The sequence below is a fragment of the Xanthomonas sp. 4461 genome (genome assembly GCF_024806475.1).
In the GTDB taxonomy this organism is placed as follows: Bacteria; Pseudomonadota; Gammaproteobacteria; order Xanthomonadales; family Xanthomonadaceae; genus Xanthomonas; species Xanthomonas arboricola_F.
In genome coordinates this window covers 787,863-813,074 of record NZ_JANTYV010000002.1, presented here as the reverse complement: position 1 = coordinate 813,074, position 25,212 = coordinate 787,863, and the positions used below count along the sequence as shown (strand labels likewise).

Annotated in this window: 29 protein-coding genes; 10 read left to right on the top strand and 19 right to left on the bottom strand. The window is 63.9% G+C overall.

Translation table 11 applies throughout. From position 1 onward, the window contains the following. The first annotated feature begins 42 nt into the window (after window positions 1-42). A complete protein-coding gene (locus FHY19_RS11265; protein WP_259166129.1) occupies window positions 43-1,296 on the top strand; it encodes a multidrug effflux MFS transporter in 1,254 nt (417 codons plus the stop codon). An 18-nt stretch (window positions 1,297-1,314) separates the two neighbouring features. Further along, a complete protein-coding gene (locus tag FHY19_RS11260; RefSeq protein ID WP_259166127.1) occupies window positions 1,315-1,719 on the top strand; it encodes a hypothetical protein in 405 nt (134 codons plus the stop codon). Between the two features lie 162 nt (window positions 1,720-1,881). Here FHY19_RS11260 and FHY19_RS11255 read toward each other — a convergent pair whose 3' ends face one another. The 9 genes from FHY19_RS11255 to FHY19_RS11215 all read right to left on the bottom strand — a co-directional run bounded on the left by FHY19_RS11255 (window position 1,882) and on the right by FHY19_RS11215 (window position 5,767). Continuing rightward, the gene (locus tag FHY19_RS11255; RefSeq protein ID WP_259166371.1) at window positions 1,882-2,463 is read right to left on the bottom strand and encodes a hypothetical protein; all 582 of its coding nucleotides are present in this window, start codon (window positions 2,461-2,463) and stop codon (window positions 1,882-1,884) included. Between the two features lie 91 nt (window positions 2,464-2,554). Further along, a complete protein-coding gene (locus tag FHY19_RS11250; protein ID WP_259166126.1) occupies window positions 2,555-3,220 on the bottom strand; it encodes a hypothetical protein in 666 nt (221 codons plus the stop codon). Between the two features lie 10 nt (window positions 3,221-3,230). Continuing rightward, complete coding sequence (locus tag FHY19_RS11245) at window positions 3,231-3,479, bottom strand: hypothetical protein (RefSeq protein ID WP_259166125.1); 249 nt, start codon at window positions 3,477-3,479, stop codon at window positions 3,231-3,233. Window position 3,480: 1 nt separating this feature from the next. Further along, the gene (locus FHY19_RS11240; protein WP_259166124.1) at window positions 3,481-3,684 is read right to left on the bottom strand and encodes a Ras family protein; all 204 of its coding nucleotides are present in this window, start codon (window positions 3,682-3,684) and stop codon (window positions 3,481-3,483) included. Next, the gene (locus tag FHY19_RS11235; protein ID WP_259166123.1) at window positions 3,681-4,016 is read right to left on the bottom strand and encodes a hypothetical protein; all 336 of its coding nucleotides are present in this window, start codon (window positions 4,014-4,016) and stop codon (window positions 3,681-3,683) included. Before FHY19_RS11235 ends, FHY19_RS11240 begins: the two co-directional genes overlap by 4 nt. After that, window positions 4,013-4,375 (bottom strand): hypothetical protein, encoded by a 363-nt coding sequence (locus FHY19_RS11230; RefSeq protein WP_259166122.1) that lies wholly within the window; start codon window positions 4,373-4,375, stop codon window positions 4,013-4,015. The genes FHY19_RS11235 and FHY19_RS11230 overlap by 4 nt, the downstream gene beginning before the upstream one ends. A gap of 63 nt (window positions 4,376-4,438) precedes the next feature. After that, window positions 4,439-4,951 carry a hypothetical protein gene (locus FHY19_RS11225; RefSeq protein ID WP_259166121.1) on the bottom strand — a complete coding sequence of 171 codons (513 nt, stop codon included), beginning with the start codon at window positions 4,949-4,951 and terminating at the stop codon, window positions 4,439-4,441. A 33-nt stretch (window positions 4,952-4,984) separates the two neighbouring features. Further along, window positions 4,985-5,302 (bottom strand): R body protein, encoded by a 318-nt coding sequence (locus tag FHY19_RS11220; RefSeq protein WP_259166120.1) that lies wholly within the window; start codon window positions 5,300-5,302, stop codon window positions 4,985-4,987. A 144-nt stretch (window positions 5,303-5,446) separates the two neighbouring features. Then, a complete protein-coding gene (locus tag FHY19_RS11215) occupies window positions 5,447-5,767 on the bottom strand; it encodes an FAD-binding monooxygenase (protein WP_259166119.1) in 321 nt (106 codons plus the stop codon). A gap of 527 nt (window positions 5,768-6,294) precedes the next feature. Here FHY19_RS11215 and FHY19_RS11210 point away from each other — a divergent pair. Further along, window positions 6,295-6,969, top strand: a complete 675-nt coding sequence (locus FHY19_RS11210) for a hypothetical protein (RefSeq protein ID WP_326521123.1) — start codon at window positions 6,295-6,297, stop codon at window positions 6,967-6,969. A 95-nt stretch (window positions 6,970-7,064) separates the two neighbouring features. Here the strand turns inward: FHY19_RS11210 and FHY19_RS11205 are convergent, their stop codons facing one another. From FHY19_RS11205 to FHY19_RS11190, 4 genes are all read right to left on the bottom strand, one after another. Beyond that, entirely contained in the window at window positions 7,065-9,077 is a 2,013-nt protein-coding gene (locus tag FHY19_RS11205) for a M2 family metallopeptidase (RefSeq protein WP_259166117.1), read from the bottom strand. A gap of 136 nt (window positions 9,078-9,213) precedes the next feature. Then, window positions 9,214-10,875 carry a phosphoethanolamine transferase gene (locus FHY19_RS11200; protein ID WP_259166116.1) on the bottom strand — a complete coding sequence of 554 codons (1,662 nt, stop codon included), beginning with the start codon at window positions 10,873-10,875 and terminating at the stop codon, window positions 9,214-9,216. After that, window positions 10,872-11,636: a phosphatase PAP2 family protein gene (locus FHY19_RS11195; protein WP_259166115.1), complete on the bottom strand. Its 765-nt coding sequence runs from the start codon at window positions 11,634-11,636 to the stop codon at window positions 10,872-10,874. The genes FHY19_RS11200 and FHY19_RS11195 overlap by 4 nt, the downstream gene beginning before the upstream one ends. Before the next feature lie 98 nt (window positions 11,637-11,734). Further along, window positions 11,735-13,468, bottom strand: coding sequence for a glycosyltransferase family 39 protein (locus FHY19_RS11190; protein WP_259166113.1), 1,734 nt, complete (start codon window positions 13,466-13,468; stop codon window positions 11,735-11,737). A gap of 147 nt (window positions 13,469-13,615) precedes the next feature. Between FHY19_RS11190 and FHY19_RS11185 the strand changes: the two genes are divergently transcribed. Continuing rightward, window positions 13,616-14,332 carry a response regulator transcription factor gene (locus FHY19_RS11185; RefSeq protein WP_259166112.1) on the top strand — a complete coding sequence of 239 codons (717 nt, stop codon included), beginning with the start codon at window positions 13,616-13,618 and terminating at the stop codon, window positions 14,330-14,332. After that, window positions 14,325-15,623, top strand: coding sequence for a HAMP domain-containing sensor histidine kinase (locus FHY19_RS11180; RefSeq protein ID WP_259166110.1), 1,299 nt, complete (start codon window positions 14,325-14,327; stop codon window positions 15,621-15,623). The genes FHY19_RS11185 and FHY19_RS11180 overlap by 8 nt, the downstream gene beginning before the upstream one ends. Before the next feature lie 113 nt (window positions 15,624-15,736). Here FHY19_RS11180 and FHY19_RS11175 read toward each other — a convergent pair whose 3' ends face one another. The 5 genes from FHY19_RS11175 to FHY19_RS11155 all read right to left on the bottom strand — a co-directional run bounded on the left by FHY19_RS11175 (window position 15,737) and on the right by FHY19_RS11155 (window position 18,835). Continuing rightward, the gene (locus tag FHY19_RS11175; protein ID WP_046964729.1) at window positions 15,737-16,228 is read right to left on the bottom strand and encodes a hypothetical protein; all 492 of its coding nucleotides are present in this window, start codon (window positions 16,226-16,228) and stop codon (window positions 15,737-15,739) included. A 155-nt stretch (window positions 16,229-16,383) separates the two neighbouring features. Then, the gene (minE, locus tag FHY19_RS11170) at window positions 16,384-16,641 is read right to left on the bottom strand and encodes a cell division topological specificity factor MinE (RefSeq protein WP_005994583.1); all 258 of its coding nucleotides are present in this window, start codon (window positions 16,639-16,641) and stop codon (window positions 16,384-16,386) included. Between the two features lie 2 nt (window positions 16,642-16,643). Next, window positions 16,644-17,453 (bottom strand): septum site-determining protein MinD, encoded by an 810-nt coding sequence (gene minD, locus FHY19_RS11165; RefSeq protein WP_046964730.1) that lies wholly within the window; start codon window positions 17,451-17,453, stop codon window positions 16,644-16,646. Between the two features lie 36 nt (window positions 17,454-17,489). Continuing rightward, window positions 17,490-18,233: a septum site-determining protein MinC gene (gene minC, locus FHY19_RS11160; RefSeq protein ID WP_259166109.1), complete on the bottom strand. Its 744-nt coding sequence runs from the start codon at window positions 18,231-18,233 to the stop codon at window positions 17,490-17,492. 2 nt (window positions 18,234-18,235) lie between these two features. Continuing rightward, window positions 18,236-18,835: a GNAT family N-acetyltransferase gene (locus FHY19_RS11155; protein ID WP_259153208.1), complete on the bottom strand. Its 600-nt coding sequence runs from the start codon at window positions 18,833-18,835 to the stop codon at window positions 18,236-18,238. Window positions 18,836-19,075: 240 nt separating this feature from the next. On the opposite strand from FHY19_RS11155, the gene FHY19_RS11150 reads away from it, so the two are divergent. The 5 genes from FHY19_RS11150 to FHY19_RS11130 all read left to right on the top strand — a co-directional run bounded on the left by FHY19_RS11150 (window position 19,076) and on the right by FHY19_RS11130 (window position 23,598). Beyond that, the gene (locus tag FHY19_RS11150) at window positions 19,076-20,269 is read left to right on the top strand and encodes a sensor histidine kinase (RefSeq protein WP_046964733.1); all 1,194 of its coding nucleotides are present in this window, start codon (window positions 19,076-19,078) and stop codon (window positions 20,267-20,269) included. Further along, window positions 20,270-20,911, top strand: a complete 642-nt coding sequence (locus FHY19_RS11145) for a response regulator transcription factor (protein ID WP_005990002.1) — start codon at window positions 20,270-20,272, stop codon at window positions 20,909-20,911. 362 nt (window positions 20,912-21,273) lie between these two features. Then, on the top strand, window positions 21,274-22,455 hold the full coding sequence (locus FHY19_RS11140; RefSeq protein WP_046964735.1) for an SRPBCC family protein: 1,182 nt from the start codon (window positions 21,274-21,276) through the stop codon (window positions 22,453-22,455). A gap of 95 nt (window positions 22,456-22,550) precedes the next feature. After that, window positions 22,551-22,922, top strand: coding sequence for a DUF423 domain-containing protein (locus FHY19_RS11135; protein ID WP_259153209.1), 372 nt, complete (start codon window positions 22,551-22,553; stop codon window positions 22,920-22,922). Window position 22,923: 1 nt separating this feature from the next. Next, window positions 22,924-23,598: a DNA-3-methyladenine glycosylase gene (locus FHY19_RS11130; protein WP_259166107.1), complete on the top strand. Its 675-nt coding sequence runs from the start codon at window positions 22,924-22,926 to the stop codon at window positions 23,596-23,598. 106 nt (window positions 23,599-23,704) lie between these two features. Here the strand turns inward: FHY19_RS11130 and FHY19_RS11125 are convergent, their stop codons facing one another. After that, window positions 23,705-25,138: an FAD-binding oxidoreductase gene (locus FHY19_RS11125; RefSeq protein WP_259166105.1), complete on the bottom strand. Its 1,434-nt coding sequence runs from the start codon at window positions 25,136-25,138 to the stop codon at window positions 23,705-23,707. Window positions 25,139-25,212: the final 74 nt, after the last annotated feature.

Here is a 25,212-nt window from a genome sequence, read left to right as displayed (position 1 = left end):
GCCGGCGTGCGTCCCCCGATGCACCACGTTTCGGATCCCTGCATGACCCCCACCACGCCTTCCACCCGTCGCATGGCGCTGCTGCTCGCCGGGCTGGCGATGTTCGGTCCGTTTTCCATCGACACCATCTTCCCGGCGTTCTCGCGGCTCAGCCGCAGCCTGGCGGTGGACCAGGTGGCGATCCAGCAGACCATCAGCATCTACCTGCTGGCCTACGGGGTGATGAGCATCGCGCACGGGCCGCTGTCAGATGCCTGGGGCCGCAAGCGGGTGATCCTGGGCGGGCTGGTGCTGTTCATCGCCGGCTCGATCGGCTGCGCCCTGTCGCAGGATCTGCCTACGCTGCTGGCATTCCGCGCGCTGCAAGGCCTGTCGGCCGGCGTGGGGATGATCGTCGGGCGGGCAGTGATCCGCGACCTGTTCCATGGCCCGGATGCGCAGCGGCTGATGAGCCAGGTCTCGATGATCTTCGGCATCGCGCCGGCGATCGCGCCGATCATCGGCGGCTGGATCCTGCTCAGCGGCGCTGGCTGGCCGCTGATTTTCTGGTTTCTGGTGGTGTTTGGACTGGTGCTGCTGATCGCGACGATGACCTGGCTGCCGGAGACCCACCCGGTGGAGGCGCGCACGCCGCTGCAGCTCAAGCGCTTGCTGCACGACTACGTACGGATCGGCTTCAACCCGCGCTTCCAGCGCCTGGCGGCGGCCGGTGCGTTCAATTTCGCCGGCATCTTCCTGTACATCGCCTCCGCGCCGGTGTTGATCATGCAGCACCTGCATCTGGGCGAAGGCGACTTTGCCTGGTTGTTCATTCCCACCATCGGCGGAATGACGCTGGGTTCGTTTTTGTCCGGGCGCATGGCCGGCCAGATGAACCCGGTGCGGCAGATCCGCATCGGCTTCATCTGCTGCGGCGTGGCGGCGCTGGCCAACCTGGGCTACACCCTGGCGGCGGCGCAGATCGCGCTGCCGTGGGCGGTGCTGCCGATCTTCCTGGCCGGTGTCGGCATGGCGTTGATCTTCCCGATCCTGGCGCTGGCGGTGCTCGACATGTACCCGCAGCAGCGCGGCCTGGCCTCGTCGCTGCAGGCCTTTACCCAGCTCATGACCAATACGGTGGTGGCCGGGGTGCTGTCGCCGCTGCTGAGTGAACACCCGCGGCATCTGGCGATCGGTATGACCGGTTTTTTCCTGCTGGGCTGGCTATTCTGGCGCTGGGAGCGCCGCAGCGGCCGCCGTCTGCGGCACCGCCAGGCCACCGAGGCAGTGCCGCTGGAGCCGGCCGACCATCTTTGACCTTATACAGGAGCCCGCATGTCCACCGATTCCAAGTTGCGCCGCGATGCCCGCAAGCGTGCCGCCGAGCGCCAGCGCAACCAGGCCGCCGCCAAGGCCCCGGCCGAATCGCCGATCGAGGCGCATGCCGAACTGCGCGACCAGCAACGCACGCTGCTGGCCGGCATCGTCCGCCGCGACGGCGAATGGGTGCTGGGCATGGACGGCCGCATCGCTGGCGAGAGCACCAGCGCCGCGCAGGTGTTGACGCTGATCATGCGCGCCGCCGAACTGCACGAGCGCCAGGGCACTCCCGTGCGCCTGACCTATTCGGACGCGCTCAAGGATGCCGCGCATGCGGAGGCCCAGGCCGGTGGCATGGAGTTCGAGCAGTTCAAGGCCAGGTTGAGCGAACGCTTGCAGGGCGGCGCGAAGCTCAATTGATGCGCGCACTACCGGCACTGCGCGCGGCCCCGCCCGAGCTGGAGCGGGCGCAACGTACAGCTTGCCGTTGCCAGGGCGCGCAGAGGAGAGGCACGAGCCTCCATGGTGCCGGCTGCGCCCGCCCAGCGGCCGGTGCAGTGGTAAGCGGTCGGTGGGGTGTTATCAGGGAAACATGCCGAGCCAGGGCCCGATGTTCAGCTCTTTCCTTGTCATCAAGGATTGAAACGAGATGGTCTTTTCCTTCTGCCCGGTACGCAGACCGCTGCCTTCGATATAGGAAAACAGCAGGTAGGCATTGACGCAGGTACAGCCGATGAACTTTTCCCGCGTTTCCATGCCAGGGATCATCGAGTTGTAGAGCACGTAGTAGGGGATCGCATCGATGTTGTGGGTGGTACCGAGGATGTTGGCGCAGTCGATCAGTTCCGCCATCTGCTGCATGTCGAAGGTATACGACATCAGGTCGAGACGGCGCACCACATCCAGGCGTTTGGCCTGGATCAGGCACGCATTGCCTTCGCGATAGCGCCACATCCAGTCGGCGCCATACTCCCGCTCTAGATGAGCGCCCTGGAAACTGACTGTCTGCAGCGGGATGTTGTTTTCGCGGGCAAGCTGATTGATCGTGGTGAGGTTGACCGAGGTCAGCGCATCTTCGCGAATCATCTCCCCCAGATGCGCCGATCCTGCCATGACGTTCCAGGTCCATGTCGATTGCTGCATGAGGATTTCATTGAGTTCCATGGTGTGTGCTCCGGAATGCAGTAAGAACTCCCCTTGTGGGAGGCGGTGGTAGGTCATCGCGCTGTTGACGGTGCGATGACCGAATCGGTTTTCAGGCGTCGGAAACATGTTTGACCAACCAGTAAATTTCCTTGATGGTCTGCAATGCGATGGTCTGGCTTTCCGCACGCATGGCCTGGAGTGGAAGCCCATGCGACAATGACATGCCGGGGAGCAGCACAATGGGAATTCCATTGGTGTCAGTAGACAAAGGCCTTGGTTCCGGCACGTCGACGAAGCTGTGTCTAATCAGGGCAATGATCACGCCCAGCGCCGCAAGCGCCAGCGCTGCGATCAAGGCGACCAGTAACTTGATCGGAAGCAGTGGAATCTTCTTGATCAGGTTCGCGATAAAAATAACGGCAATCAGGCATTCCAGATTCAATGGGCAGTTCAATACCTGGACCATCTGGATCTGCAGCAACTCCCCGGCCTGTTGCACGAATTCCACTTCGTAGGGCGTTCCATTCACCTGGATCGGAACCGTTACTTGGCGGCGCGCCAATGTATTGTCGGTTGCCCGGTAGTTGATCTTGGTCAGGCCCGTCGCGATCGGTGACGGATCCTCGAGCGACAACCATCGGGTGTCGTAAGAGGCAATCCGGACCTGCGTGGCGTTTGCCTGGACAAGAAAAAAACAGTGCGTGTCCGCTGGCTGCGATTGCGGGTACTGCTTGTATGCGGTCGGGAAAGCCACCACCAGCACCTGTGCCGGCAATGGCCGACTCCTACTGTTCGATCGCTCCATGTGCGAGCCCGACCTCGACAGCTGCTGCGTTGGTTGCCTCGTACGCCTGCAGTCCAAGCACGATCGCACCTGCGCTCAAGGCCAGAGAGCCAAAGATCAACGGCGATGGTTCGTCCTGCAGCACTTGGGTCATCAGTGCATAGGCTGCCTGCGCGCTCGGGATCGCGGCGGCATTCAGCGCAGCGGCAGCCGCGAGCGGAGCTGTCACGATCGAACCGTTCGCGGCCACGCTATTTCTCCGGCACTGGCGGCAGGTTGTAGAGCTGGCGAATACGGTTCAAGACCTTGTTGTTTTCCTCGGTGATGATGCGCATCTGTTCGTCTGCATTTCCATCAACGCCCAGCAGTGCGACGTTGGTGGCGACCTTGGTCATCGAATCCGCGATCTCGGTCACGGTCTGCCCAAGTTGCTCGATGGATTCCTTTTGGCTCATGTGAGTGCTCCTTCTGATGGCGATGCTGTCGTGGGCGGTTGGTGCGTGTGGAACTTCGGGCTGGTATGAGCCAGCTGGGTGACGATTGCCGAATTGATATACGCGTTGCATGCAGGAAATGTGCCGGGGCCGAACACTACCTCCTGCGCATTGCCGACCGTGGTCGAGGCGGTGGTGGCGATGACGCCGGTTTCTTGGTGCCGGATCACGTAGTACTCGCAGGACTGCAGTGCCGCTTGCATGCCGCTGATCAAGCGGCTTTCCAGCAACGCCAGTACCTGGATGTTGTGCTGCTCCATGGGAGTGCCGATAACGGCCGGATCGTTGCTCATGCTTGCACCGCCACTTCCCGTGGAGCTTGCGCACGTGCCACTGCCGCGTTGAGGTCGGCGATGTTCTCTGCTACTGCATTGGAGGTCAATAACGCGACGGCGGATCTGGCGGTAGACGGATTGGTGCTTTGCATGCTCCTGACTGCATTTGCCAGGATGGACTGGCGCAGTCGATTCGACGCGTCCTGATGGGACAACTGGGCTTTCGCTGCCAGGTTGTTGCTGGCGACCTGATTGGAATAGGCCAGATTGGAGAACAGGGAAGCTTGTTGCGATGCAGCCAATCCGGTCAATGCGAGTGAGGAGATGATCGGATCTGATTGGGACGTTTTGTCGGTTACTGTGATATCGATCTGCATGATTTTTCACCCGAAGAGGGGGTGGAGACACGTGCAAGTGCCGCCACCCTTGCCACTACGCTTTCATCGTCTCGATGAAGAGACCTTGATGGTGACGCCACCACTATCGAGGTTGATCTGGATGTCTTCCTTGGCAAAGCTTCCGGGGATGAAAATCGCAGGTACCGGCGGTGGAATGACCAGCCGTCCTTGCGGGTCGACACTCAGTTTCATTTCCAGCAACGCCATCAACTTCTGCCACCAACCGGAAGGCAGCTTCCCTCCGTTTGACTTACTGAACGCGGCGATTGTCGCTTTCAGATCGGCAATGGTCTGCGAGAGCTCGTTTGAAGTCAGGATGTCAACTGCAGAGCGGGCTTCGAGTGGGCCGATGTTGCTGATGCTGTTGGTGGCCTTGGCAACGACAGGTATGCCAAGTTCGGTGACAGCCTGCTGATTGGAAACGGCATTCTGCTGCCCGAGGTTGTTGCTGGCCAGTACGTTTGAATAGGCGAGATTGGACAGCATTGCAGGCTGTTCAGAGATCGCCTTCAAGTTGCCGATTGCCACTGCGCTCACTACCTCTTCTTCTAGCATGGTCCGTGCTCCGTTCTATGACCAAACCAGCCCTTACGAGCGTGCGCCGAACGCCTGCAGCGTGGCCTTCATATCGGCGATGGTCTGTGCGAGTTCGTCATTGGTGAGAATGTCCACTGCCGAGCGCGCTTCCAGCGGTCCCAGGTTGCTGATGGTGTTGGACGCCTTGGCTACGATGGAGATGCCAAGCTCGTTCATTGCCTGCTGGTTGGCCACTGCGTTCTGCTGGGACAGATTGGTGTTGGCTACGGTATTGGAATAGGCCAGGTTGGACAGCATTGCGGGCTGTTCCGAGATCGCTTTCAGGTTACCGATTGCGACGGCGCTCACGACTTCATCGGGTAAAGGCATGGTGATTCTCCTAGCAGGGAATGGACGAGGGTGGAAGCGGCTTGCCTACCGCAGCCCCGGTTTGGGGAGGATGCCTTCATCGCAGGATCGATTGTCCCGGATGAGCTGCATGCGTGATGGATGCACTCGCGCGCTGGCTGACTCTTATTGAACAGCGTCGCGTACCGTCTGTATGGCACCCATATCCTTGATGAGCCTTTCAATGTCCTTGACCATCTGGTCGATGGTTGTCTGATTCTTGCAATCGTCAGCGCGCTCGATCATGGCGACACATCTGGCTGCGGCGGCCATCTGCACCTGATTCATCGCCTGCTGCTGACTGAGCGAGATCTGCTGCTGCATGTTCTGATTGAAGATCTGTTGGGCAAGCGCGAGATTGGCCAACACCGCCGGCTGCTCGCCGATGGATTTCGCATTCGATATGGCGATGGCCTGGATGATGTCTGCGGGGAGTGAGTCAGCCATTTAGCTCTCCATAATGAACGCGATTTTCTGCGGCTGTGGTGTGCGATGCGATGGGCCAATCCTAGGTCGCCGTCTGGCAGGTAAACAAGTATCGTTACCGTAGCTTTGCAGTATCTTCGCCAGTAACACCGCCTCAATTCGCGATATCGGTCACATCTGTCATACGGCTGGTCCGGGAGTTTTTTTCCAGACGTTTGAGCCAAATTGACGGGGTTTGCTTGCGGATTTACTTCAGTCTGAAGCAGATGTGCTTGCTTAAAGGGTGTTTTCATGAGGTGGCTTCGGATTCTATGGGCATGTCCCGGGCCGGTTACTGGTCGCTGGATTTCTGCGGTGTCCAGGTGTCGCCGTGATATAGGTGGCGCGTAATCAAGCTGCATCGGTGCTTGTGGTTGCCGAAGGGCCATTGCATTGGGACTGCTGATCGCGGACTTCGTGATAGGAGTAACTGGGAATGACGAGGGCGTGCCGTGATCGAGGGGGGCGATGGAATTGATGCGCAGGAAATTCGATCTGCTTGTGAGGCCCTGCTCAAGAGTGATGCATTCCTCAAAGCTCCGCGGATGGGGCGACTTCTCCGGTATCTGGTCGAGCAATTCATTTCTGGTGACGTGCGAAATACCAACGAGTACGCCATCGGAATCGAGGTCTTCGATCGCGATCCCGCGCAGTATCTGCCGGCGGAGGATCCCGTGGTGAGGGTGCAGGTCGGACGTCTGCGCCAGCGCCTAGCTGCTTATTACTGCATGCAGGGTGCGGGCGCTGCGCTGGTGATTAAGATTCCTGTGGGTCGCTATATGCCAGTGGTCGTTCGGCAGAATGCAGCTCCTTGTGTGGCCAGTAGCCGTCTCATAATCCAGCCAATTCACTACATTGCGGAGCGCGATGAGGGGCAGGCGTTCGCCGATGGTCTTTACGAAGAGTTGCTCGATCAATTGTTCCAGGCGTTCGGTGAAGTCTTCACCGTGCCACTGGTCTCATCGGTGGAGCTCCACGCGCGCGCGCAGGTGCAACATTCGATCGAGGGTAGCTTACGGATCGATGCCGAACGGATTCGGGCATCGATCCGGATTGTCGACTCTTCGTTGCGCAGGATCATGTGGTCCAGGCATTTCGACCGCTCCATTGCCTTCGGTATCCAGCAGCAGGAAGAGCTTGCGATGTCCATCTGCAGTGCCTTGAAGCAGATCTTTCATGCGTAATCTCGGGCGGGGCCGGCGAAAGACGAAGGTCCGCCGCGAGCGCATGATCGTGCTGCTGCGGGACAGAGTGGCCGCACGCAAAGCGCGGCAAAAGATCAGTGTTTATCGGTCAGGTCAGTTGCATCGGCGTTGATGGGCGCGCTTGCCTGCCAGCCGCACAATTGGCCTTGATTTTGCTGCTTGAGCCATTCGCTCATCGGTGCGAAATATTCCAGCATCGGGCCGGCGTCGAGTTTTTCGTTGCCGGTGAGTTCCTTCAGCGTGGTCTGCCAGGGCTGGCTCGATCCACGTTGCAACATCGACCAGAATTTCTGTCCGGCGTCCTTGTTGCCGTAGAAGCTGCACTCGTACAACGGGCCTTGCTGCCCGGCCGCATCGCACAGGCCCTTGTAAAACTGGAACTGCAGGATATGCGCCAGAAAATAGCGCGTGTACGGCGTATTGCCCGGCACGTGGTATTTGGCGCCGGCATCGAAGAACTCTTCGCCGCGCGGGGTGACCGGCGCCACGCCCTGGTATTTGGCTTTCAGTTCCCACCAGGCCTGGTTGTAGCGCTCGGGCGGAATCGATCCATCGAACACGCCCCAGCGCCAGCGGTCGATCATCAAACCGAACGGCAGGAAGGCGACCTTGCTCAAGGCCATGCGCATCTGCGAATTGATCAAAGCTTCGCGCCCGGCCTGCTGTTCGCCGACCATGCCGATCGACTGCAGATACCTGGGCGTCATCGCCAAGACGATGGTGTCGCCGATCGCTTCGTGGAAGCCGTCGTTGGCGCCGTTCTGGAACAGCGGCGGCAGCGGGTTGTAGGCCAGGTCGTAATAGATGTGGCCGAGCTCGTGATAGATGGTGGTGAAGTCTTCTTCGGTGGGCTTGATGCACATCTTGGTACGCACATCGGCACCGATGTTCTGGTTCGGTTCGCCGCCCATGTTCATGTCCCATGCGCTGGCATGACAGACCACATCGCGGTCCAGGGGCTTGATGAACTGCGAGCGTTGCCAATAGGTGTCGGGCAGCTTGGGCATGCCCAGCGACGTGTAGAAATCCTGCGCGCGCTCGGTCATCTGTCGGGCCGTGCGCAGTTGCGCCTCGCGCTCGGCATTGAAGCGTGCGGCCGTCCCGCCGTCGCCACCGGTGTTGCGCGCCAGCACCGCGCTCAGGTTGCCCTGGTACTGTTTTTCCAGCGCAGAAGTGATGTCCAGATCGCCGGCGCCGGGGTAGGGCTGCAGCAAATCCCACAGATTGCTCCAGTCCTGCTGCCACATATTGCCCATCAGATGCGCGGGCAACAGGCCGCCGGCCAGCTCGCCCTTGTCCTTGCCGTATTGCGTATCCAGCTTGCCGCGCGCGTAGCACTGCAGCTGCGCATACAGCGGCTTGACCTGCTCCCACAACCGGTCGGTCTCGCTGGCCAGTTGTGCCGGCGGCATGTCGTAGCCGCTGCGCCACATCACCCCGACATCGGCAAAGCCATTGCCGCGCGCACCTTCGTTGGCCAGCTCGACAAAGCGCTGGTAATCCTTGCGCATCGGCTGGGCGGTGCCATGCCAGCCCTGCCAGGCATCGAGTTGTTCGTTGTAGTCGCGGCTGCTGGCCAGCACCTGTTCCAGCTCGCCGAGCTGGCGGCAACGGCGTTGTTCGCCATCGCCCACGCAGTAGCTTCCTGCGCCGTAGTCGCCTTCCATCTTGGCGGCGATGCGGGTGAGTTCGGCAAGCTTGGCCGGGTCGCGCGGTGCCGGCAGGGCGCTCATCAGCTTGAGCAGCTGCAGTGCGCGTGCGCTGTCGGCCGACATCGGCGTGCCGGCGTAGCGCTTGGATTGTTCGATCCAGCGATCCAGCTGCGCCAGCGAACGCTCGTTGGCCTTGGCCGCCAGCAGCTGCGAGTCGCCGTTGATATAGGTCGAGGACAGCCACTGCGCGGCGGTGACTTCCGGGTAGGCGGCCTTGTACTCGGCGCTGATGCGCGCAACGAATTGGTCGGCGCTTTCGGCAGGCGCGGCCTTGGTCGCGGCCGGTGTGGCCGGCGGCGCGGCGTCCTTGCGGCAGGCCGACAGCGATAACGTGCCGGCGACAGCCAGTGCCAGCAACAGCAGACGAGGATTCACGGGTGGTCCTTGCGGTGAAGTCCGGCGAAGGCTAGAGCGCGCGGGGCTTCAGGGCAAGCAGTGCTTCACGGCAAACGGTGCCGCCGCCGACACCACGCAGCGGCGGCCGATCCCGCCGCTGGCGGTGCCAAAACGCTCAGCCTTTCCCCGTGCACTGCGCAAAGACATCGCGTTCGCGCGCATACGCGCTGGTCTTGACCTGCATCAGGCCCAGCACCGACGGGAACAGCGCATCCTGGTCGGTGTATTGCCCGGCGCGGTGGCGCAGGCAGGCCTCGTCCAGGCCGCGGTCGCGCGCGAATTCCGGCGAGAACCACATCACCATCGGCACGTGGGTCTGCTCCTTCGGCGCGATGGCATACGGCACGCCATGCAGATACAGGCCCTTCTCGCCCAACGATTCGCCATGATCGGAGAGATAGATCATGGCGGTGTCGTAGTCGGACAAGCCGCGCAATGCATGGATGGCCTGATTGAGGAAGTGATCGGTATAGCTGATGGAGTTGTCGTAGGCGTTGACGATGTCCTGGCGGCTGCAGCTGCCCAGGTCGGCGGTCCTGCACATCGGCTTGAAGCGCTCGAACTGCGCCGGGTAGCGTTCGAAGTAACTGGGGCCGTGGCTGCCGAGTTGATGCAGTACCACCACGCGGTCGCCGGGCCTGGCACGCACTTGCGCCGCCAGGTCGCGCAGCAGGATTTCGTCCATGCAACGGCCATCGGCGCACAGGCCTGGCGTGGTGGCATCGTCCAGCTTCTGCATGTTCAGCCCCTCGCACACGCCCTTGCAGCCGGACTGATTGTCGCGCCACAGCGTGGAAATACCGGCATGTTCAAGCACGTGCAGGAACGACTGGTGGCCGCGGATCATGTCTTCGTTGTAATCGCGGCGGCCGAACGGCGAGAACATGCAGGGCACCGACACTTCGGTGCTGGTGCCGCACGAATGCATGTCCGGGAAATTGATCACCCCTGCCTGCGCCAGCTCCGGCGTGGTCTGGCGCGCATAGCCGTTGAGGCCCCAGTTCTGCGCGCGTGCGGTCTCACCCAGCACCAGCAGCAACAGGCGTGGGCGGCTGCCGGCAGCGCGCGGCGTCGCGCTGGCATCGTGTTCGATCGGCTGCTTGGGTGCGCGCTTGATCGGCGACTCGGACTTGAGGTTCTGGCGCAATGCGACGATGTAGTTGATCGGCGTGGCCAGGTAACGCACTTCGCGGTGATTGCGCATCAGCGCCGAAATGTCCTGCGACGACAACATGGTGCCGGCGGCGCCCACCACCGCCACCGCCAGCAGGAATCCCAGCCGTACCAGCAGCGACTTGCCGACACTGCGCGCACGCAGGCGCGTACGCCACAGCAGTATGGTGGGAATCATGAAGTAGCACAGCAGCGGAAAGATCAGCCCCGGCGTCAGCAGCTCGCGCGATTCCTTGTGGTCGGTATGCAGCACGTTGCGCAGCATGTCCGCATCCAGATAGACGTTGTAGCTGTCCATGTAGTGCGCAGCCAGCGCGGTGGTGAACAGCAGCAGGGTCAGCAGCGGCTTGGCGTTCCAGCGCCACACCAGCAGACCCAATAACAGCGCGTGCACGGCGACCAGCAGCGCCATCAACGAAATCGCAAACCCGACACTGCCCGGGTGGGTGGCCATCGCCGTGCGCCAGAACAACTGATTGCACACCAACGCGAAAAACAGGCTCGACAGCAATACCAGCGCTTCGGTCGACACGGTCGGCCGGGTACTCCATGTCAGCACGCGCGCACTGGTGCGCCCGCGCGGTTCCGGTAACCAGGTGCTCATGCTGCATCCCCCGATGGCAACATCGACTCAGACGCGCGATGCGGCCGTGCCAGCATCACGCAGTACAACGCCAGTGCCGTCAGCCAGCACACTGCCAACGACCATACATCGTGCGAGAGAAAATGCGCGCCACGCAGTTGCTGCGCAATGCCGAAAACGAGACCTGCCAGCAACCCGGTCAACAAACCTGGGACGCGCCACGCAGGACGCAGCGACAACGCGCAGAAATACAGCGCAACCCACGCATATCCGGCACTGGCATGGCCGGCCGGAAAACAACCGGACGCGGCAACGCCCTGGCGCGATTCGAATAGCCCGATCATTGCCTGGGTGCCGCCATACCGGCTCAAATCCCAAGGGCAATCCATCGCCGTCCACGACTTGAGCAACGACACCAGCGAGGTCGACAAGGCGACCGATGCGGCCAGATAGGTGAGCGGCCAGCGCAGTTTGCGCAGGCGTGGCCTGCACCAGGCAGCCACTGCCAGAATCACGACGCTGACACCCGCCGCCGTGCTCAGCCCTCTGCCGATGCGATGAATCACGCCACTGGTGAACCAGTGGTCCTTCAGCAGCCAGTGCCCGCCTTCCAGCCGGTACAGCACATCGGCGATCCATTGGTCGCCGCCGGCACCCATCAACAACGCGCTGAGCAGCAGCACACCCGTCAGCGGCATCCACAGATGGCGCGCAAGAAATCGCGCCCGCACATCGGGGGCGGTGTGCGCCAGGACGGGCGCATGGACGGGAAGCGTGCTCATCGGGATGTCGGCCTGTGTCATTGCCCGGCATCTTCGAAACCCGGATGTCGGAGAGCGGTCGGACCGGAGTTGCCCAGCCGTTAATCGACACCGAGCATTCAGTCTGGATCGCCGTCGCTACCGGTTTGTTCGGTGTCGGACGCAGTGGCGGTGCAACCGGCATGCCACGCGGTGCCCGGCACCAGTTGCCATTGGTTGCGATTGGATTCGCCGATATCGATGCGTTGTGCCTGATCGATGCATGTCGGTACAGCCTGCTTGAGCACGAACAGCCAGCGTTTTTCCGGCTCCTGCGCAAGCCACGGGCCTGCCTTGTCCCATTGCTGCTGCCAACTCGCCTTGAAGCCGAAGTCGGTCACCGCGCGGTCGGCCTGCAGCAGGTTCTGCTCGCGCCAGGCCAGCATGCCCAACTCGGCGTCCGGGCCGATCCGCTGGCCAACGCGCTGCATCAGCCGCGCGGACGAACTGTAAGGATCCAGTGCCGGCATCAAGCCAAGGCCGTAAACGATCCACAGCGCCGCCGTCATGACCACTACTGCGGTGCCCGCACGCCGGCCGCGCGACCAGGCCACCACGGCAAGGCCGACGATGCCAAGGCCGATCAGCCAGAACCCCACCGACTGCAACGACGCCAGCTCCATGCCGCGTTTCAGCGCGGTGTTTTCGGCCCAATGCAGATGCAGCGCAATGCCGCCACCCAGACTCAGGCCGGCGAGCGCAAGCAGCAACACATAGCCGGTGAGCAGCGCACGCACACCGCGACGGCGCAGCAGCCCGGCCAGCAACGGCGCCGCCGCCATGCACAGCGTTGGCAGCATCGGGAAGATGTAGACCTCGCGTTTGCCCGGGCTGGCACTGAAGAACAGCAGCACCAGCACGCTCCACGCCAGCAGCAGCACATAGCGCGGGTCGCCGCGGCGCAGCCGGCGCCACCATGCCGGCAGCAGCCACGGCAGCAACAGGCAGCCTGGCAGCCACAGCGTGGCGATCACCTGCAGGTAGTACCAGAACGGTTTGACGTGGTGCCAGGCGTGCGCATAGCGCGTGCCGGTCTGCTTGAACAACAACTCGTGCGCGTAGGCGTGCAATTGCGGGTTATCGCCATGCAGCAGCGCGATACCCAGCGGCCCCAACCACACCGCAGTGCCCGCCAGAAAGGCCGGCAGCACCAGCAGCCAACTGCGCCCGGCTTGCGCACGTGCCGGCAGCACGCTCCAGTGCCGGCGCGGCAGCGCCATCCACGGCAGCAACAGCAGCAGCGGCAGGAAACCAACGCCTTTGGTCACCGTGCCGACGCCGGCGGCAAACACCCCCAGCGTCCACGCCCGCCAATCCGGCCCGCGCAACACATGCCGCAGCAGCCCCCACAGCGACAGCGTGGTCAGCGCCACCAGCACCATGTCGATCTGCGCGCGTTTGGCCATCAGGCCGAACTGCAGCACCGCAAACAACGCCAGCACCGCGTAGCCGGCCACGCGCCGGTTCCACAGCCGGCGCGTCATGTCCCAGGTCAGCCACAGCGTTGCCAGCGCGGCCAGCAGCGAGGGCAGCAGGAACGCGACCGCCCATTGCGGCACCAGCGCGTAGCTCGCCGCCTGCAGCCACATGAACACCGGCGGCTTTTCCGCGTACAACTCGCTGCCACGGTGCGGCAGCAGCCAATGCCCGCTTTCGACCATGGTGCGTGCGGCCAGCACGAAGCGCGGCTCGTCCGGCGGATTGGGTTGGCGCAGCCCGAGCCCGGCCAGCAGGCTGACAACGATCAGCAGCAACGCGGCAAGCAGCGCGCGCCGACGGGAGAGAGAGGCAGAGCTGGCAGGCGACACGTGCATGCCCCGGTCAAAGGGGCAGAACCATAGCCGGCAAGCAGGTCGGAATTTTGTCGGAATGCGCGCAAAGCCGCCGGGAGCGGTCGGGCTCGGCTCGCCTCGGTTAGGATGCGCACACCGTCCCTGTCGGGCCGCTCTGGAAACCGCCCCATGCGGCTGCTGGTCATCGAAGACAACCGCAATATGGTCGCCAACCTGTTCGACTATTTCGAAGCGCGCGGGCATACCCTGGATGCGGCGCCCGATGGCGTCACCGGCCTGCATCTGGCCACCACCCAGCAATACGACGTGCTGGTGCTGGACTGGATGATGCCGCGCATGGACGGGCCGGAGGTGTTGCGCCGCCTGCGCGAGCAGCACCACTCCGAGCTGCCGGTGATCATGCTCACCGCACGCGACGAATTGCCGGACAAGATCGCCGGCTTCCGCGCCGGTGCGGACGATTACCTGACCAAGCCGTTCGCGCTGCCCGAGCTCGAGGTGCGTATCGAGGCCTTGCTTGCGCGCGCGCACGGCCGCCGCCGCGGCAAGCTGCTGCAGGTGGCCGACCTGCGCCTGGATCTGTCCACCCTGGAGGCCACCCGCGCCGGCCAGGTGCTGCACCTGTATCCGGCCTGCCGCAAGTTGCTGGAAGTGCTGATGCAGGCAAGCCCTGCCGCCGTCACCCGGCAGCGCCTGGAGCAATCGCTGTGGGGCGACGACCCGCCCGATGGCGACATGCTGCGCTCGCATATCTACGAGCTGCGTCGCAGCGTGGACGGCCCGTTCGCGCAGAAGCTGATCCATACCCTGCCGCGGCTTGGCTACCGTCTGGCAGAACTCGAAGGCGCCAGCGAACCGACGAGCAGCGATTGCGCCGATGGCTAAGCCGCGCCCGCTGGGACGTCGGGTCATGGTGTGGTTGTTCGGCTACACCTTGCTGATGACGTTGGCGGTGTTCGGCACCGCGCAATACCTGCACGAGCGCGCCGAGCATGGCGTATGGCGCTCGCTGCTCAACTCGGAACTGGACAGCATCCTGGACAGCAGCGCGCAAAGTCCCGGCTACCATTGGCAGGATTCGGACACCTTGCGGCTGTATCGCCTGGACGGCGGCAAGGCCGTACCGCCGGTATTGCGAACGCTGCATCCCGGCCTGCATGAGCATGACGTCGATGGCCGCCCGAGTGCGGTGATGGTGCGCGACACCGCGCAGGCCGGTCGTCTGGCGCTGGTGCTGGATATCACCGATTTCGAAGCGCTGGAGAAATTCCTCACTCGCTGGATGTTGGCCGCCGGCGTGGCCCTGATCGGCATCACCTTGCTGATGGGCGCCTATGCCATGGCCCGACTGGTGAGCCCGTTGGTGGAGCTGGCCCGCGATATCGGCGCGCTGCGTCCGGAACGGCGCGCGCAACAGGTTGCGGTGGGGGCGCAGGGCAGCGCCGAGCTGTACGTCATCGCCGATGCGCTCAACGATTACCTGGAGCGCAACGGCCAGTTCGTCGAGCGCGAACGCGCCTTCATCGACAGCGCCAGTCACGAGCTGCGCACGCCGATCGCGGTGATCGGCAATGCGGTGGAGCTGGCGTTGGAGCAGCCCGGCACGCCGCCGGCGGTGCGCCATCAGTTGCAGCGCATCGCACAGACCAGCGCGGCGGTGGAGCAACTGATCGCCTTGTTGCTGGTACTGGCGAAAGATCCCGGCCGATTGGTACGCAGCAGCGACACAGTGCGGCTGGACCATCTGATTCCGGATATCGTCGCCGACCACGCGCACCTGTGCGCAGACAAGGATCTGCAGCTGGTCATCGAGCCGTTGCCGCCGTGCAGCCTCGCCGCGCCGGTCGCCATCGTGCAGACCGCCATCGGCAATCTGCTGCGCAATGCGATCGAAAACAGCGACCGCGGCATCATCCGCATCGCGCTATCGGCGCCGGGCATGGTGCGCATTTCCGACCCGGGCCACGGCATGACGCCGGAAGAAATCAGCGCGATCTATGCGCGCCTGGCGCGCGGCGATGCACGGCAGGGCAATGGCATCGGCCTGGAGCTGATCGGGCGTCTTTGCGAACACCTGGGCTGGAAGCTCAGCCTGGAATCCGATGCAGGGCAGGGCACGGTCGCAACGCTGGATCTGGTCGGTGCCACGACAGCAATCGAGCCGACACACGCCTAGCGCAGCGCAGGCGCAGCCCGTCGACGTGCGCCACGCGGCCGTACAGACGCTGCGCATCCCGGTTGGCATCAGGCAAGCCATTGCCTTGCCATCCAGGGCAACCAGCGGCCAACTCAGGCCGGCAGCAGTCCGCGTTCGCTCAGCCAGTTGCGTGCGTTCTCGGCATCCTGCTCGAACCAGGCGCGGGTGGATCCCAATCGGTAGGTATAGCCCCAGGCATCCATGTCGGCCATCAGCCGCGCGCTGCCCACGCCCGGCAGCTGCTCGGCCAGCAGAATCTGCAGGTAGCAGGTGGCGTCTTCCTCATCCACCGAATCGGTGGCATCGGTATGCACGGCGGCGCGTTTGTCGGCGGGCAGCACGATCAGATGCCCGGCCTCGTGCAGCATCGAGTGTACCGGCGTGTCGTCGCGCACATAGACATCGCAGCCGATGATGCCCGCCTCCGGTTCGCCCCAGAAGCTGCCAGGGATCGCAGCGCCCGCGTCCACGCGATGCAGGCGCAGGCCATACCGGCCCAGCAGGGCGGCCGGGGCGTCCAGGCCGATATCGGCTACGCACAGCACCGCGGACGCATCGGATGGGGAAGCAGGATGAGAAGTCACGCGCAGTCGCTCGCGGTCGGGCGCGCTACAGGGCGCGCCATGGGGTAGATACCAAAACGGTACCGTGCGAACACGGTACCGTCGTAATGATGGTGCGGCCATCGCCACACAGCGCGCGAGCGTCGATGGCCTGCACGCTGGCGGCAACGACCGCGTTACTTGTCGCCGTCTTCCGGCAGGGCGACAGAAATATCCAGCACGTCGTGCTCGCCGTCCTTGACCAGATCAACCCGCACCGCATCGGCGTCGATGTTGACGTACTTCTTGATCACTTCCAGCAATTCGCGCTGCAGCAGCGGCAGGTAATCCGGCCCGCCACGGTGGTTGCGCTCCTGCGCAATGATGATCTGCAGGCGGTTCTTGGCCGTCTCGGCGGTGTTCTTCTTGCTCTTGAGAAAATCGAGCAGGCCCATGCTTAGCCTCCGAACAGCTTGCTGAAGAAGCCTTTCTTCTCCACGGATGTGAATCGCATCGGGCGCTCTTCGCCCATGATGCGGGCGACCGCGTCGTCGTAGGCCTGGCCGGCCGGGGACTCGGCATCCAGGATCACCGGCTCGCCCTTGTTTGAGGCGTTGAGCACGTCGCCGGATTCGGGAATCACGCCGATGGCCTTGAGCCCCAGCACTTCTTCCACGTCGGTGATGCTGAGCATCTCGCCGCCTTCCACGCGGCCCGGGCTGTAGCGGGTAAGCAGCAGGAACGCCGGCACCGTCTTGCCTTCCTCGGCCTTGCGGGTCTTGGAATCGAGCAGGCCGATGATGCGGTCGGAGTCGCGCACCGAAGACACTTCCGGGTTCACCACCACGACGGCGCGGTCGGCGAAGTACATCGACAGGAACGCGCCCTTTTCGATACCGGCCGGCGAGTCGCACACGATGTATTCGAAGCCGTCGGCGGCCAGGTCCTTGAGCACCTTCTCCACGCCGTCCTGGGTCAGCGCATCCTTGTCGCGGGTCTGCGAGGCGGCCAGCACGTACAGGTTGTCGAAGCGCTTGTCCTTGATCAGCGACTGCTTGAGCGTGGCTTCGCCGTGCACGACGTTGACGAAGTCGTACACCACGCGCCGCTCGCAGCCCATGATCAGGTCCAGGTTGCGCAGACCGACGTCGAAGTCGATGACGGCGACCTTCTTGCCGCGCCGCGCCAGCCCGCAGGCCAGGCTCGCGCTGGTGGTGGTCTTGCCAACGCCGCCCTTGCCGGAGGTGACTACGATGATTTCAGCCAAAGGATTTCTCCGAAATATTTCTGTGGTTGGGCTGCGTCAATCCAGCGCAGCGATCTTGATCTGATCCTGCTCCAGCCAGACCTGGACGGCCTTGCCACGCAGGTCCATGGGAACATCGTCCAGCACCTTGTAGTGGCCAGCGATGGCAACCAGTTCGGCGTGGAAGTCGCGGCAGAAGATGCGCGCGTCAGGGTTGCCCTGGGCGCCGGCCAACGCGCGGCCACGCAGGGTACCGTAGATATGGATGCTGCCGTCGGCGATGACCTCCGCCCCGGCGCCGACCGTATTGAGTACGGTCAGGTCGCAGTTTTCCGCATACAGCTGCTGGCCCGAGCGCACCGCGTTGCGTTGCATGCGACCCGGCGCCGGGCGCGCGACCGGCGCTGCGGGTTCGGCGCGTGCCGGCGGCGGCGGAGGTGGCGGGCTGACCGCAGTCGGTTCGTATTGCGCGCGGAACTTGGCCAGCAATGGCACGCCGAGCTGCTGGGAGAGCAGGTCGATCTCGCTGGTGCCGTAGGCCAGCGCCACCGGCAGCACACCCGCAGCGCGCAGGCCATCCAGCAGCGCCTTGGCGGTGCTCACGTCCGGCACCTGCGACAGGCCGCCGAAATCCAGGATCACTGCCGCCCGCCCGAACAGCTTGGGCGCCCGGGTCACGCGCTCGCGCATTTCCTGCACCAGGCGCGGCACATCCAGGGTGCGCACGCGCAGGTTGGCGATGCCCACCTGACCGATCTTCAGTTCGCCGGCCTGTTCAAAATCCACATTCACACTCGACACGCTCAGGCCCCCGTCGATGGATTGTCGGTGGCGGCGGCATGCCGCGGCCGGCCGACCCACGGCAAGTGCTCGGGCAACTTGCCGCCATAGGTCTCCTTGACCCACGGATAGCTGCTCATGTCCTTCATCAGCATGCTCGCGCGCACCTCCACGTCGGGCATGGTGTTCTGGCCCACTTCGCGGAAGCCGAAGCTGCCATGGAACAGCAGCGCCGCATCGGCGCCATGGTCCAGGAACACTTCGCAGGCCAGCTGCGGGTAGCGCAGCTCGGTGTAGCTCTGTACATCGGCATAGAACGCCCGCCCGACGCCGCCGCCGCGACGGCGGCTGGCGACCACGATGCGGTCGATATAGAAAAATTCCGGGTGACGGTCCCGGAACCAGGCGAAATTGCTGCTGTCATGGGCACTGCCACTGCCGAACCCGACCAGGAAACCGGCCAGGTTGCCGTCGCGCTCGGCGACGCGGAAATATTCGGCATGCTCGTAGAAGCGTTGCAGCTTGTTTGAATCCAGCGGCAGGATCGCCAGTCCGGCATTGTTGTTCAGGGCCAGGACGGAATCGAGCTCGTGCTCGCGCACGTCGCGGATGACGATCGACATTGGGACTCCGTGGGGTAACGCTCTCGACCCGAAATCGGATCTGCGTCGGATTATTGCATGCGTGGCCTGAAGCGGCGACCCGCCGCGTGACCACGGCGGGCAAGTCGCCTTCGCGCCAAGCGCGCCAAGGCGGCGCGCAGGCGCAAACCCGGCCTTGCCGGCAGGCGCGTGCAGGCGCACACGTGCATGCATGACTTCCGGCAAGAGGGCAACGCCGGCGCTTGGGCCTAAGATGCCAGCATGTTGGGATACCTCAGTCATACGCGCGTCCTGCGCTTCGCCGGCCTGTTCACCTGGGCGATGATCGCCATGCCCTTGGTGTTCATCTACTGGGCGCCCGCCGAAGAGGGCGATCACCGCAGCGTGCTGGAGGCGGCCACGATGTCGGCGTTCTTCGTCGGCTTTGGGGGCAGCTATTTCTGGCTGACGCGCGGCTTGAGCAGCGGCGGCCATGCGCATTGGTACGACCGGCTGATCCTGCTGCTGCTCACGGTCTGCGCGCTGGCGGTCAGCTATCTCACCCGAACCGGCCTCGGCAGTATTTTGATGATGGTGGCTGCCGGGGTGATCCCCTGGCTGCTGCCGCTCCGTGTGGGCGTGGTGTGGCTGGTGCTGAGCCAGTTGGCGGTGCTGCCGGTCTACCATCTGCTGCTCGGGTTCCCGGTCTCCGGCGCCCTGATGCAGTCGCTGCTGTATGGCGGGTTTTCGATGTTCATCTTCGTCACCAGCCTGGTCGCCCGGCAACAGACCGAAGCACGCGAAGAACAGCGCCGGCTCAACGCCGAACTGCGCGCGACCCGCGCGCTGTTGGCCGAAAGCGCGCGTATCAACGAGCGCACCCGCATCTCGCGCGAGCTGCACGATCTGCTCGGCCACCATCTCACCGCGCTCAGCCTCAACCTGGAGGTGGCCGGTCACATCACCGAAGGCCAGGCGCAGGAGCACGTGCGCCAGGCCCACACCCTGGCCAAGCTGCTGCTCACCGACGTGCGCGAGGCGGTCAGCCATTTGCGCGACAGCGGGGCCATCGATCTGGAGGCAGCGCTGCGCCCGCTGGTGACCCAGGTTCCCTCGCTGGACATCCACCTGGATATCGCCCAGCCGTTGACCCTGGACGACCCCGAGCGGGCGCATGTGCTGTTGCGCTGCACCCAGGAAATCATCACCAACGCGGTGCGCCACGCCGGCGCGCGCAATCTGTGGATTCAGGTGCGGCGCGACGCGGACACCGTGCTGATCGACGCCCGCGACGACGGCCATGGCGCCGATGCGGTGGCGCCCGGCAACGGCCTGCGCGGCATGCGTGAGCGGCTCAGCCAGTATGGTGGGAAGCTGGAAATCCAAACCCGGCGCGGCGACGGCTTCGGCCTGCGCATCTGCGTTCCAGGCGCGCCGGCACTGATGCCTGCGGCCGTTACCCAAGGAGTGTTCTAGATGATCCGTGTCTGCCTGGTCGACGACCAAACCCTGGTGCGCCAGGGGATCCGCTCGCTGCTGGCGCTGGATAACGGCATCGAGGTGGTGGCCGAGGCCTCGGACGGCAAGCAGGCGGTGGAGCAGATTCCGCAGATCCAGCCGGATGTGGTGCTGATGGACATGCGCATGCCGGTGATGTCCGGTCTGGAAGCCCTGCAGATGCTGTCGCGCAACGGCACGCTGCCGCCGACCATCATCCTGACAACCTTCGACGACGACCAGCTGGTGCTGGCCGGGCTCAAGGCCGGCGCCAAGGGCTACCTGCTCAAGGATGTCTCGCTGGAACAGCTGGTCGGCGCGATCCGCACCGTGGCCGACGGCGGCTCGCTGGTGCAGCCGGCGGTCACCCAGCGCCTGCTGTCGGGCCTGGAGCACATGCGTAACGAATTCGTCAGCCTGGACCGGCCCGATCCGCTGACCGATCGTGAGACCGAGATCCTGCGGCTGATGGCCAGCGGCTTCTCCAACAAGGAGATCGCCAATTCGCTGGGCGTGGCCGAGGGCACCATCAAGAATCATGTGTCCAACATCCTGTCCAAGCTCGGCGTGCGCGACCGTACACGCGCGGTGCTGAAGGCGTTCGAGCTGCAGCTGGTCTGACGGCCGGGCCGTCGCAATGCGCTGACGTTCAAGGAGATTGCGGCCTGACGTGGCGTCGCGGTCCTAGATCCTCGTGACGCGATTGCGCCGCGCCGGGCGCACGGCGATACGGCCGTTCGTACCTCTGACTGATGCGGCATCACACGCACGCAGCGCACGATGTGCATGATGACTGCGCGCGATCGGCGCAAACCCTTGCGCAGGCTGGGATTGCGCAGTTTCGCAACGGCGTTGCGCGCGCTGGATGACACCGCAAGACCGCGCTACCCGTCGCACAACTGAACATCTTTCTCGAAGCCTGCTAGGATGGTGGCTTCGCTTCACTCAACCCGGCCGTGGGATCGGCCCCGGAGACCTCCTGAATGACCCGTATTATCGAGTTCCTGATCGCCTTGGGGATCGTGGCTGGCTTGTTTGTCGTGGTGGGCTTGGTGTTGCCCTCGGAGCGGCAGATGTCCGAGAGTGTTGAGACCAACCGCAGAATGACGATTGTTTACGACACCGTGAACAGCTTCCGTCGTTTCAAGGATTGGAACCCGCTTGTGCTGCGTGACCCGAAGATCCAGCTGAAGCTGGCCGGCCCGGAAGAGGGCAAGGGTGCACGCGTCGAATACAGCTCCACCGAGGGCTATATCGGCAACGGCAGCTGGGAAATCAAAAACACCGTCAAGAACGAGCGTGTTGAGATCGCGATCGAAGATCCCACCAAGGGCTACGACAAGGTCACCAATTTCACCCTGGCTCCGACCGGCAAGAACAACAAGAACGTCAAGATCACCCAGGATTACAGCGTCAAGTACGGCTGGAACCTGTTCGGTCGTTATGCCGGCCTGTATGTCAGCCGCCACGTGGGCGACGACCTGAAGCTGGGTCTGTCGCGTCTGGCCACCGCACTGGCCACCGTGCCGAACTTCGACTACCGCGCGCAGCTGGACGGCAAGCCGGTGTTGAGCGATCTCAAGCTCGTCGATGTGCCGGCCGAGGACCTGTTGGTCGTCACCGCAGGCAACATCGATCGTGACAACGAGACGATCAAGAAGTCGATCAAGGACAACCAGGAGTGGATCAAGCGCGTGATGGACGCCAACGGCCTGGAAGCTGCTGGTCCGGTCCGGATCGTCACCACCGACTTTGCCACCGACAAGTACGCGTTCGACGTCGTGCAGCCGGTCCGCAAGCGTGCCGGTGGTGCGCCGAAGGCCGATGCCAAGACCGACACCGCCAAGACCGATGCCAAGAAGGACGACGCCGCTGCTGCTGCGCCGGTCGACGCGACGCCGGTTGCCGCAACGGGCGAAGAGCTCAAGCTCAACATCCCGTCCGAAGCGCCGGTGAAGTACGAGCGCACCAAGGCGCACCGTTCGGCATTTGCAACCTACGCAGGTCACATGGCCGGCCTGGACGCAGTGCGTAGTTCCCTGCGTGCCTGGGCTGCCACCAGCGGCAACGACGTGACCGAGCGTCCGTACGAGTCGTGGAAGGGCGGCGTGGACAAGTCGTTTACGCAGGACGGTACCTACGACGTCTACTGGGCCATCAAGTAATCGCTTTACTACGATGATGTGATCCAGACGAAAACGCGCCGCAGTCTTGCGGCGCGTTTTTTTTTGCGCCACGGCGCTGCCAGGAAGTTGCCCGTATGTCTTTGCTCGATCGTCGCAAGAAACATCCCTCGTTGCTGGCCTTTCTTGGCGGCTTGCTGGCCGCCGTCGCCGTGGGGTTGTCGGCCTATGCCTCGCATGGCGTAACCGACGCGCTGGTGCAGTCGCGGCTGCAACTGGCGTCGCTGTACGCCTTCGGTCATGGCGCCGTGCTGGTTGTGCTGGGTGCCACCGAGACACGTGCGTTCGGACGGGTCGGCTTGTACCTGTTGCTGCTCGGTACGTTGCTGTTTGCCGGCAGCCTGGTCGGTGGTGCCTTGCTGCACTGGCCGACCGGCCTGGCACCGATCGGCGGCATCAGTCTGATGCTGGGCTGGGTGGTGCTGGCGATCGGCGCGTTGCGGCGCTGAGATGCCACGTCATATCCGCGGATTCGATGTGGAGGCGGCGTTCGCGCAGTTGAGCCGGCGCGACCGCGCGCTGGGCGCATGGATGAAGCGTATCGGCCCCATCGCGCCGCAGCCGGGCTGGCGCAAACCGTTCGACCCGGTAGACGCATTGGCGCGTGCCATCCTGTTCCAGCAACTGAGCGGCAAGGCCGCGTCCACGATCGTGGCGCGGGTAGAGGCGGCGATCGGATCGAACCGGCTGCACGCCGACACCCTGGGGCGCGTGGACGATGCCGGCTTGCGTGCCTGCGGTGTGTCCGGCAACAAGGCGCTGGCACTGCGCGATCTTGCCCGGCGCGAAGCGCTGGGTGAAATCCCCTCGCTGCGCAAACTCGCCTTCATGGAAGACGATGCGATCGTCGAAGCGCTGGTACCGGTACGCGGCATCGGCCGCTGGACGGTGGAAATGATGCTGATGTTCCGCCTGGGCCGCCCGGACCTGCTGCCCATCGACGACCTGGGCGTGCGCAAAGGCGCTCAGCGCGTGGACAAACAGGAGCAGATGCCCACGCCCAGGGAGCTTGCCGAGCGTGGGCAACGGTGGGGCCCGTACCGCACCTACGCTGCGTTTTATCTGTGGAAGATCGCCGACTTCAGCGTCGCGACCAAAGTGCCGACCCCGCGCTCGCAGGAGTAGGTGCACCGGGTGGATGTACAGGCGCGCACGCCGGCGCGAGCGGGCCGGGCGTTATCAGTTGTCAGGGGTGTCCCGGGCGCCGGCAATGGCCGGTTCCCGGCGTTGCTCAGCCAGGCAGGTACTTGTCCCACAAGTGGTTGCGGAAGCGACGCCCGGGATCGATGTTACTTTTGAGGCTCGCAAAAGACCCGGCTTCCGGGTAAGCGGCGTCAAATTGCTGCTGGCTGGCATGCAACCGGTAGGGTAGGTAGTAGCGGCCGCCATGCGCCAGCGCCGCATCGATCAACTGCCGGGTCCAGGCCACCGTTGCCTTGTCAGGCGAGCTGCCGCTGCGCTGCTTGTAATAAAGCACGAAGGAAAACACCGGCTGCGGTGCCCAGCGCAACAGCGACACCGTATCGGCAGGCGAGTGGCGGATCGAGATATTGAGTGCGTTGACATCGTGGCGGCGCAGGATTGCGGCCATTTCGCGCGCGAATGCGGTAAATGCAGGCACCGGAACGAAATATTCCTGCAGCAGATAGGTGGACATGCGCCGCGTGCGCGGTTCCAGCGAGCGTGCATCCAGGCTGGCCTGGCAATTGCGACGCATCACCGCCGGCATCTGCAACAGCGGCGCGGTCTGATAGCGCTCGCGCAGCGACTTACCCAGCGGCAGTTCCGATGCAGCCCAGATCAGATTCTGTTCGCGGGAGTAGTCCAGGTCGCGCGGAATCAGGCGCCTGGCATCGGTTGGCGGGGCATCGCTGCTGACCCAGGTCACCGCCAAGGGGCGATCAAAGTGCGGCGGCGTCAGGTCGGCATTGTGCATCACCGCCAGTGGGTCGGCGGCGATGCGGTCGGCGAAGAAGGCGGGGTAATCGTCCAGCGCCACTGGTTCCACCCGTCGCTCCAGCATGTCGTTGAGTGTCAGCGACAACTCCACTTCGGTGACCACGCCGAGCCCGCCGTAGCCGCCGATGACAGCGGAGAACAGCTCCGGAGTGCGCGTGCGGTCGAGTTCGTGTATCTGGCCCCCTGCGTCCACCAGCTGCAAGGCATGCACCGTGTGCGCAATCGGCCCGGCGTGCAGGTAGCGGCCATGGCAATTGACCCCGATCGAGCCACCGACGCTGAAGTTGCTGTAGCTCTGCATCACCGCGACCGCCAGGTCATGTGGATCGATCAGCTCCTGCACGTCGCGCCAACGCATGCCGCTACGCACGCGGATGCGTCGGGCAGCGACATCCAGGTGCACCAGGCCGACCAGCTCGCGCAGGTCCAGATGCAGCGAAGAGGGCGAAGAGATTTGCCCTCCCATGCTGTAGCGCGCGCCGCCGATGGATACCGTGCCGGTACTGCCCTGTAGCAGGCTGACCACCTCGTCCACGCTGCGCGGCCGCGCGATGCGTGCCACCGTGGTGCGATCGATGCCGGCAATATCGGTGACCTGCAGCGATGTGTCGGAGCGCTTGCCGCATCCGGGCGTGGTCAATGCAACGCCGGCACCCAGGAGTGCGGCGGTGGCAGTGCGGCGCTGTCTATCGATGTGCTCGTCCATAAGCGGATGTTTCCAGCAGGGTTGGGAATCAGGTGACGGCCGGCGGCGGCCTGTCGAGTGGTGCGTCGGACCAC

Coding starts and splice junctions, on each gene's coding strand:
- FHY19_RS11230 (WP_259166122.1), bottom strand. CDS start 4,375: ATGCAGATCGATATCACAGTAACCGACAAAACGTCCCAATCAGATCCG.
- FHY19_RS11135 (WP_259153209.1), top strand. CDS start 22,551: ATGTCTTTGCTCGATCGTCGCAAGAAACATCCCTCGTTGCTGGCCTTT.
- FHY19_RS11180 (WP_259166110.1), top strand. CDS start 14,325: ATGGCTAAGCCGCGCCCGCTGGGACGTCGGGTCATGGTGTGGTTGTTC.
- FHY19_RS11235 (WP_259166123.1), bottom strand. CDS start 4,016: ATGAGCAACGATCCGGCCGTTATCGGCACTCCCATGGAGCAGCACAAC.
- FHY19_RS11200 (WP_259166116.1), bottom strand. CDS start 10,875: ATGAGCACCTGGTTACCGGAACCGCGCGGGCGCACCAGTGCGCGCGTG.
- FHY19_RS11130 (WP_259166107.1), top strand. CDS start 22,924: ATGCCACGTCATATCCGCGGATTCGATGTGGAGGCGGCGTTCGCGCAG.
- FHY19_RS11195 (WP_259166115.1), bottom strand. CDS start 11,636: ATGAGCACGCTTCCCGTCCATGCGCCCGTCCTGGCGCACACCGCCCCC.
- FHY19_RS11125 (WP_259166105.1), bottom strand. CDS start 25,138: ATGGACGAGCACATCGATAGACAGCGCCGCACTGCCACCGCCGCACTC.
- FHY19_RS11190 (WP_259166113.1), bottom strand. CDS start 13,468: ATGCACGTGTCGCCTGCCAGCTCTGCCTCTCTCTCCCGTCGGCGCGCG.
- FHY19_RS11220 (WP_259166120.1), bottom strand. CDS start 5,302: ATGCCTTTACCCGATGAAGTCGTGAGCGCCGTCGCAATCGGTAACCTG.
- FHY19_RS11150 (WP_046964733.1), top strand. CDS start 19,076: ATGTTGGGATACCTCAGTCATACGCGCGTCCTGCGCTTCGCCGGCCTG.
- FHY19_RS11145 (WP_005990002.1), top strand. CDS start 20,270: ATGATCCGTGTCTGCCTGGTCGACGACCAAACCCTGGTGCGCCAGGGG.
- FHY19_RS11185 (WP_259166112.1), top strand. CDS start 13,616: ATGCGGCTGCTGGTCATCGAAGACAACCGCAATATGGTCGCCAACCTG.
- minE (WP_005994583.1), bottom strand. CDS start 16,641: ATGGGCCTGCTCGATTTTCTCAAGAGCAAGAAGAACACCGCCGAGACG.
- FHY19_RS11215 (WP_259166119.1), bottom strand. CDS start 5,767: ATGGCTGACTCACTCCCCGCAGACATCATCCAGGCCATCGCCATATCG.
- FHY19_RS11155 (WP_259153208.1), bottom strand. CDS start 18,835: ATGTCGATCGTCATCCGCGACGTGCGCGAGCACGAGCTCGATTCCGTC.
- FHY19_RS11265 (WP_259166129.1), top strand. CDS start 43: ATGACCCCCACCACGCCTTCCACCCGTCGCATGGCGCTGCTGCTCGCC.
- FHY19_RS11225 (WP_259166121.1), bottom strand. CDS start 4,951: ATGCTAGAAGAAGAGGTAGTGAGCGCAGTGGCAATCGGCAACTTGAAG.
- FHY19_RS11260 (WP_259166127.1), top strand. CDS start 1,315: ATGTCCACCGATTCCAAGTTGCGCCGCGATGCCCGCAAGCGTGCCGCC.
- FHY19_RS11140 (WP_046964735.1), top strand. CDS start 21,274: ATGACCCGTATTATCGAGTTCCTGATCGCCTTGGGGATCGTGGCTGGC.
- FHY19_RS11240 (WP_259166124.1), bottom strand. CDS start 3,684: ATGAGCCAAAAGGAATCCATCGAGCAACTTGGGCAGACCGTGACCGAG.
- FHY19_RS11255 (WP_259166371.1), bottom strand. CDS start 2,463: ATGGAACTCAATGAAATCCTCATGCAGCAATCGACATGGACCTGGAAC.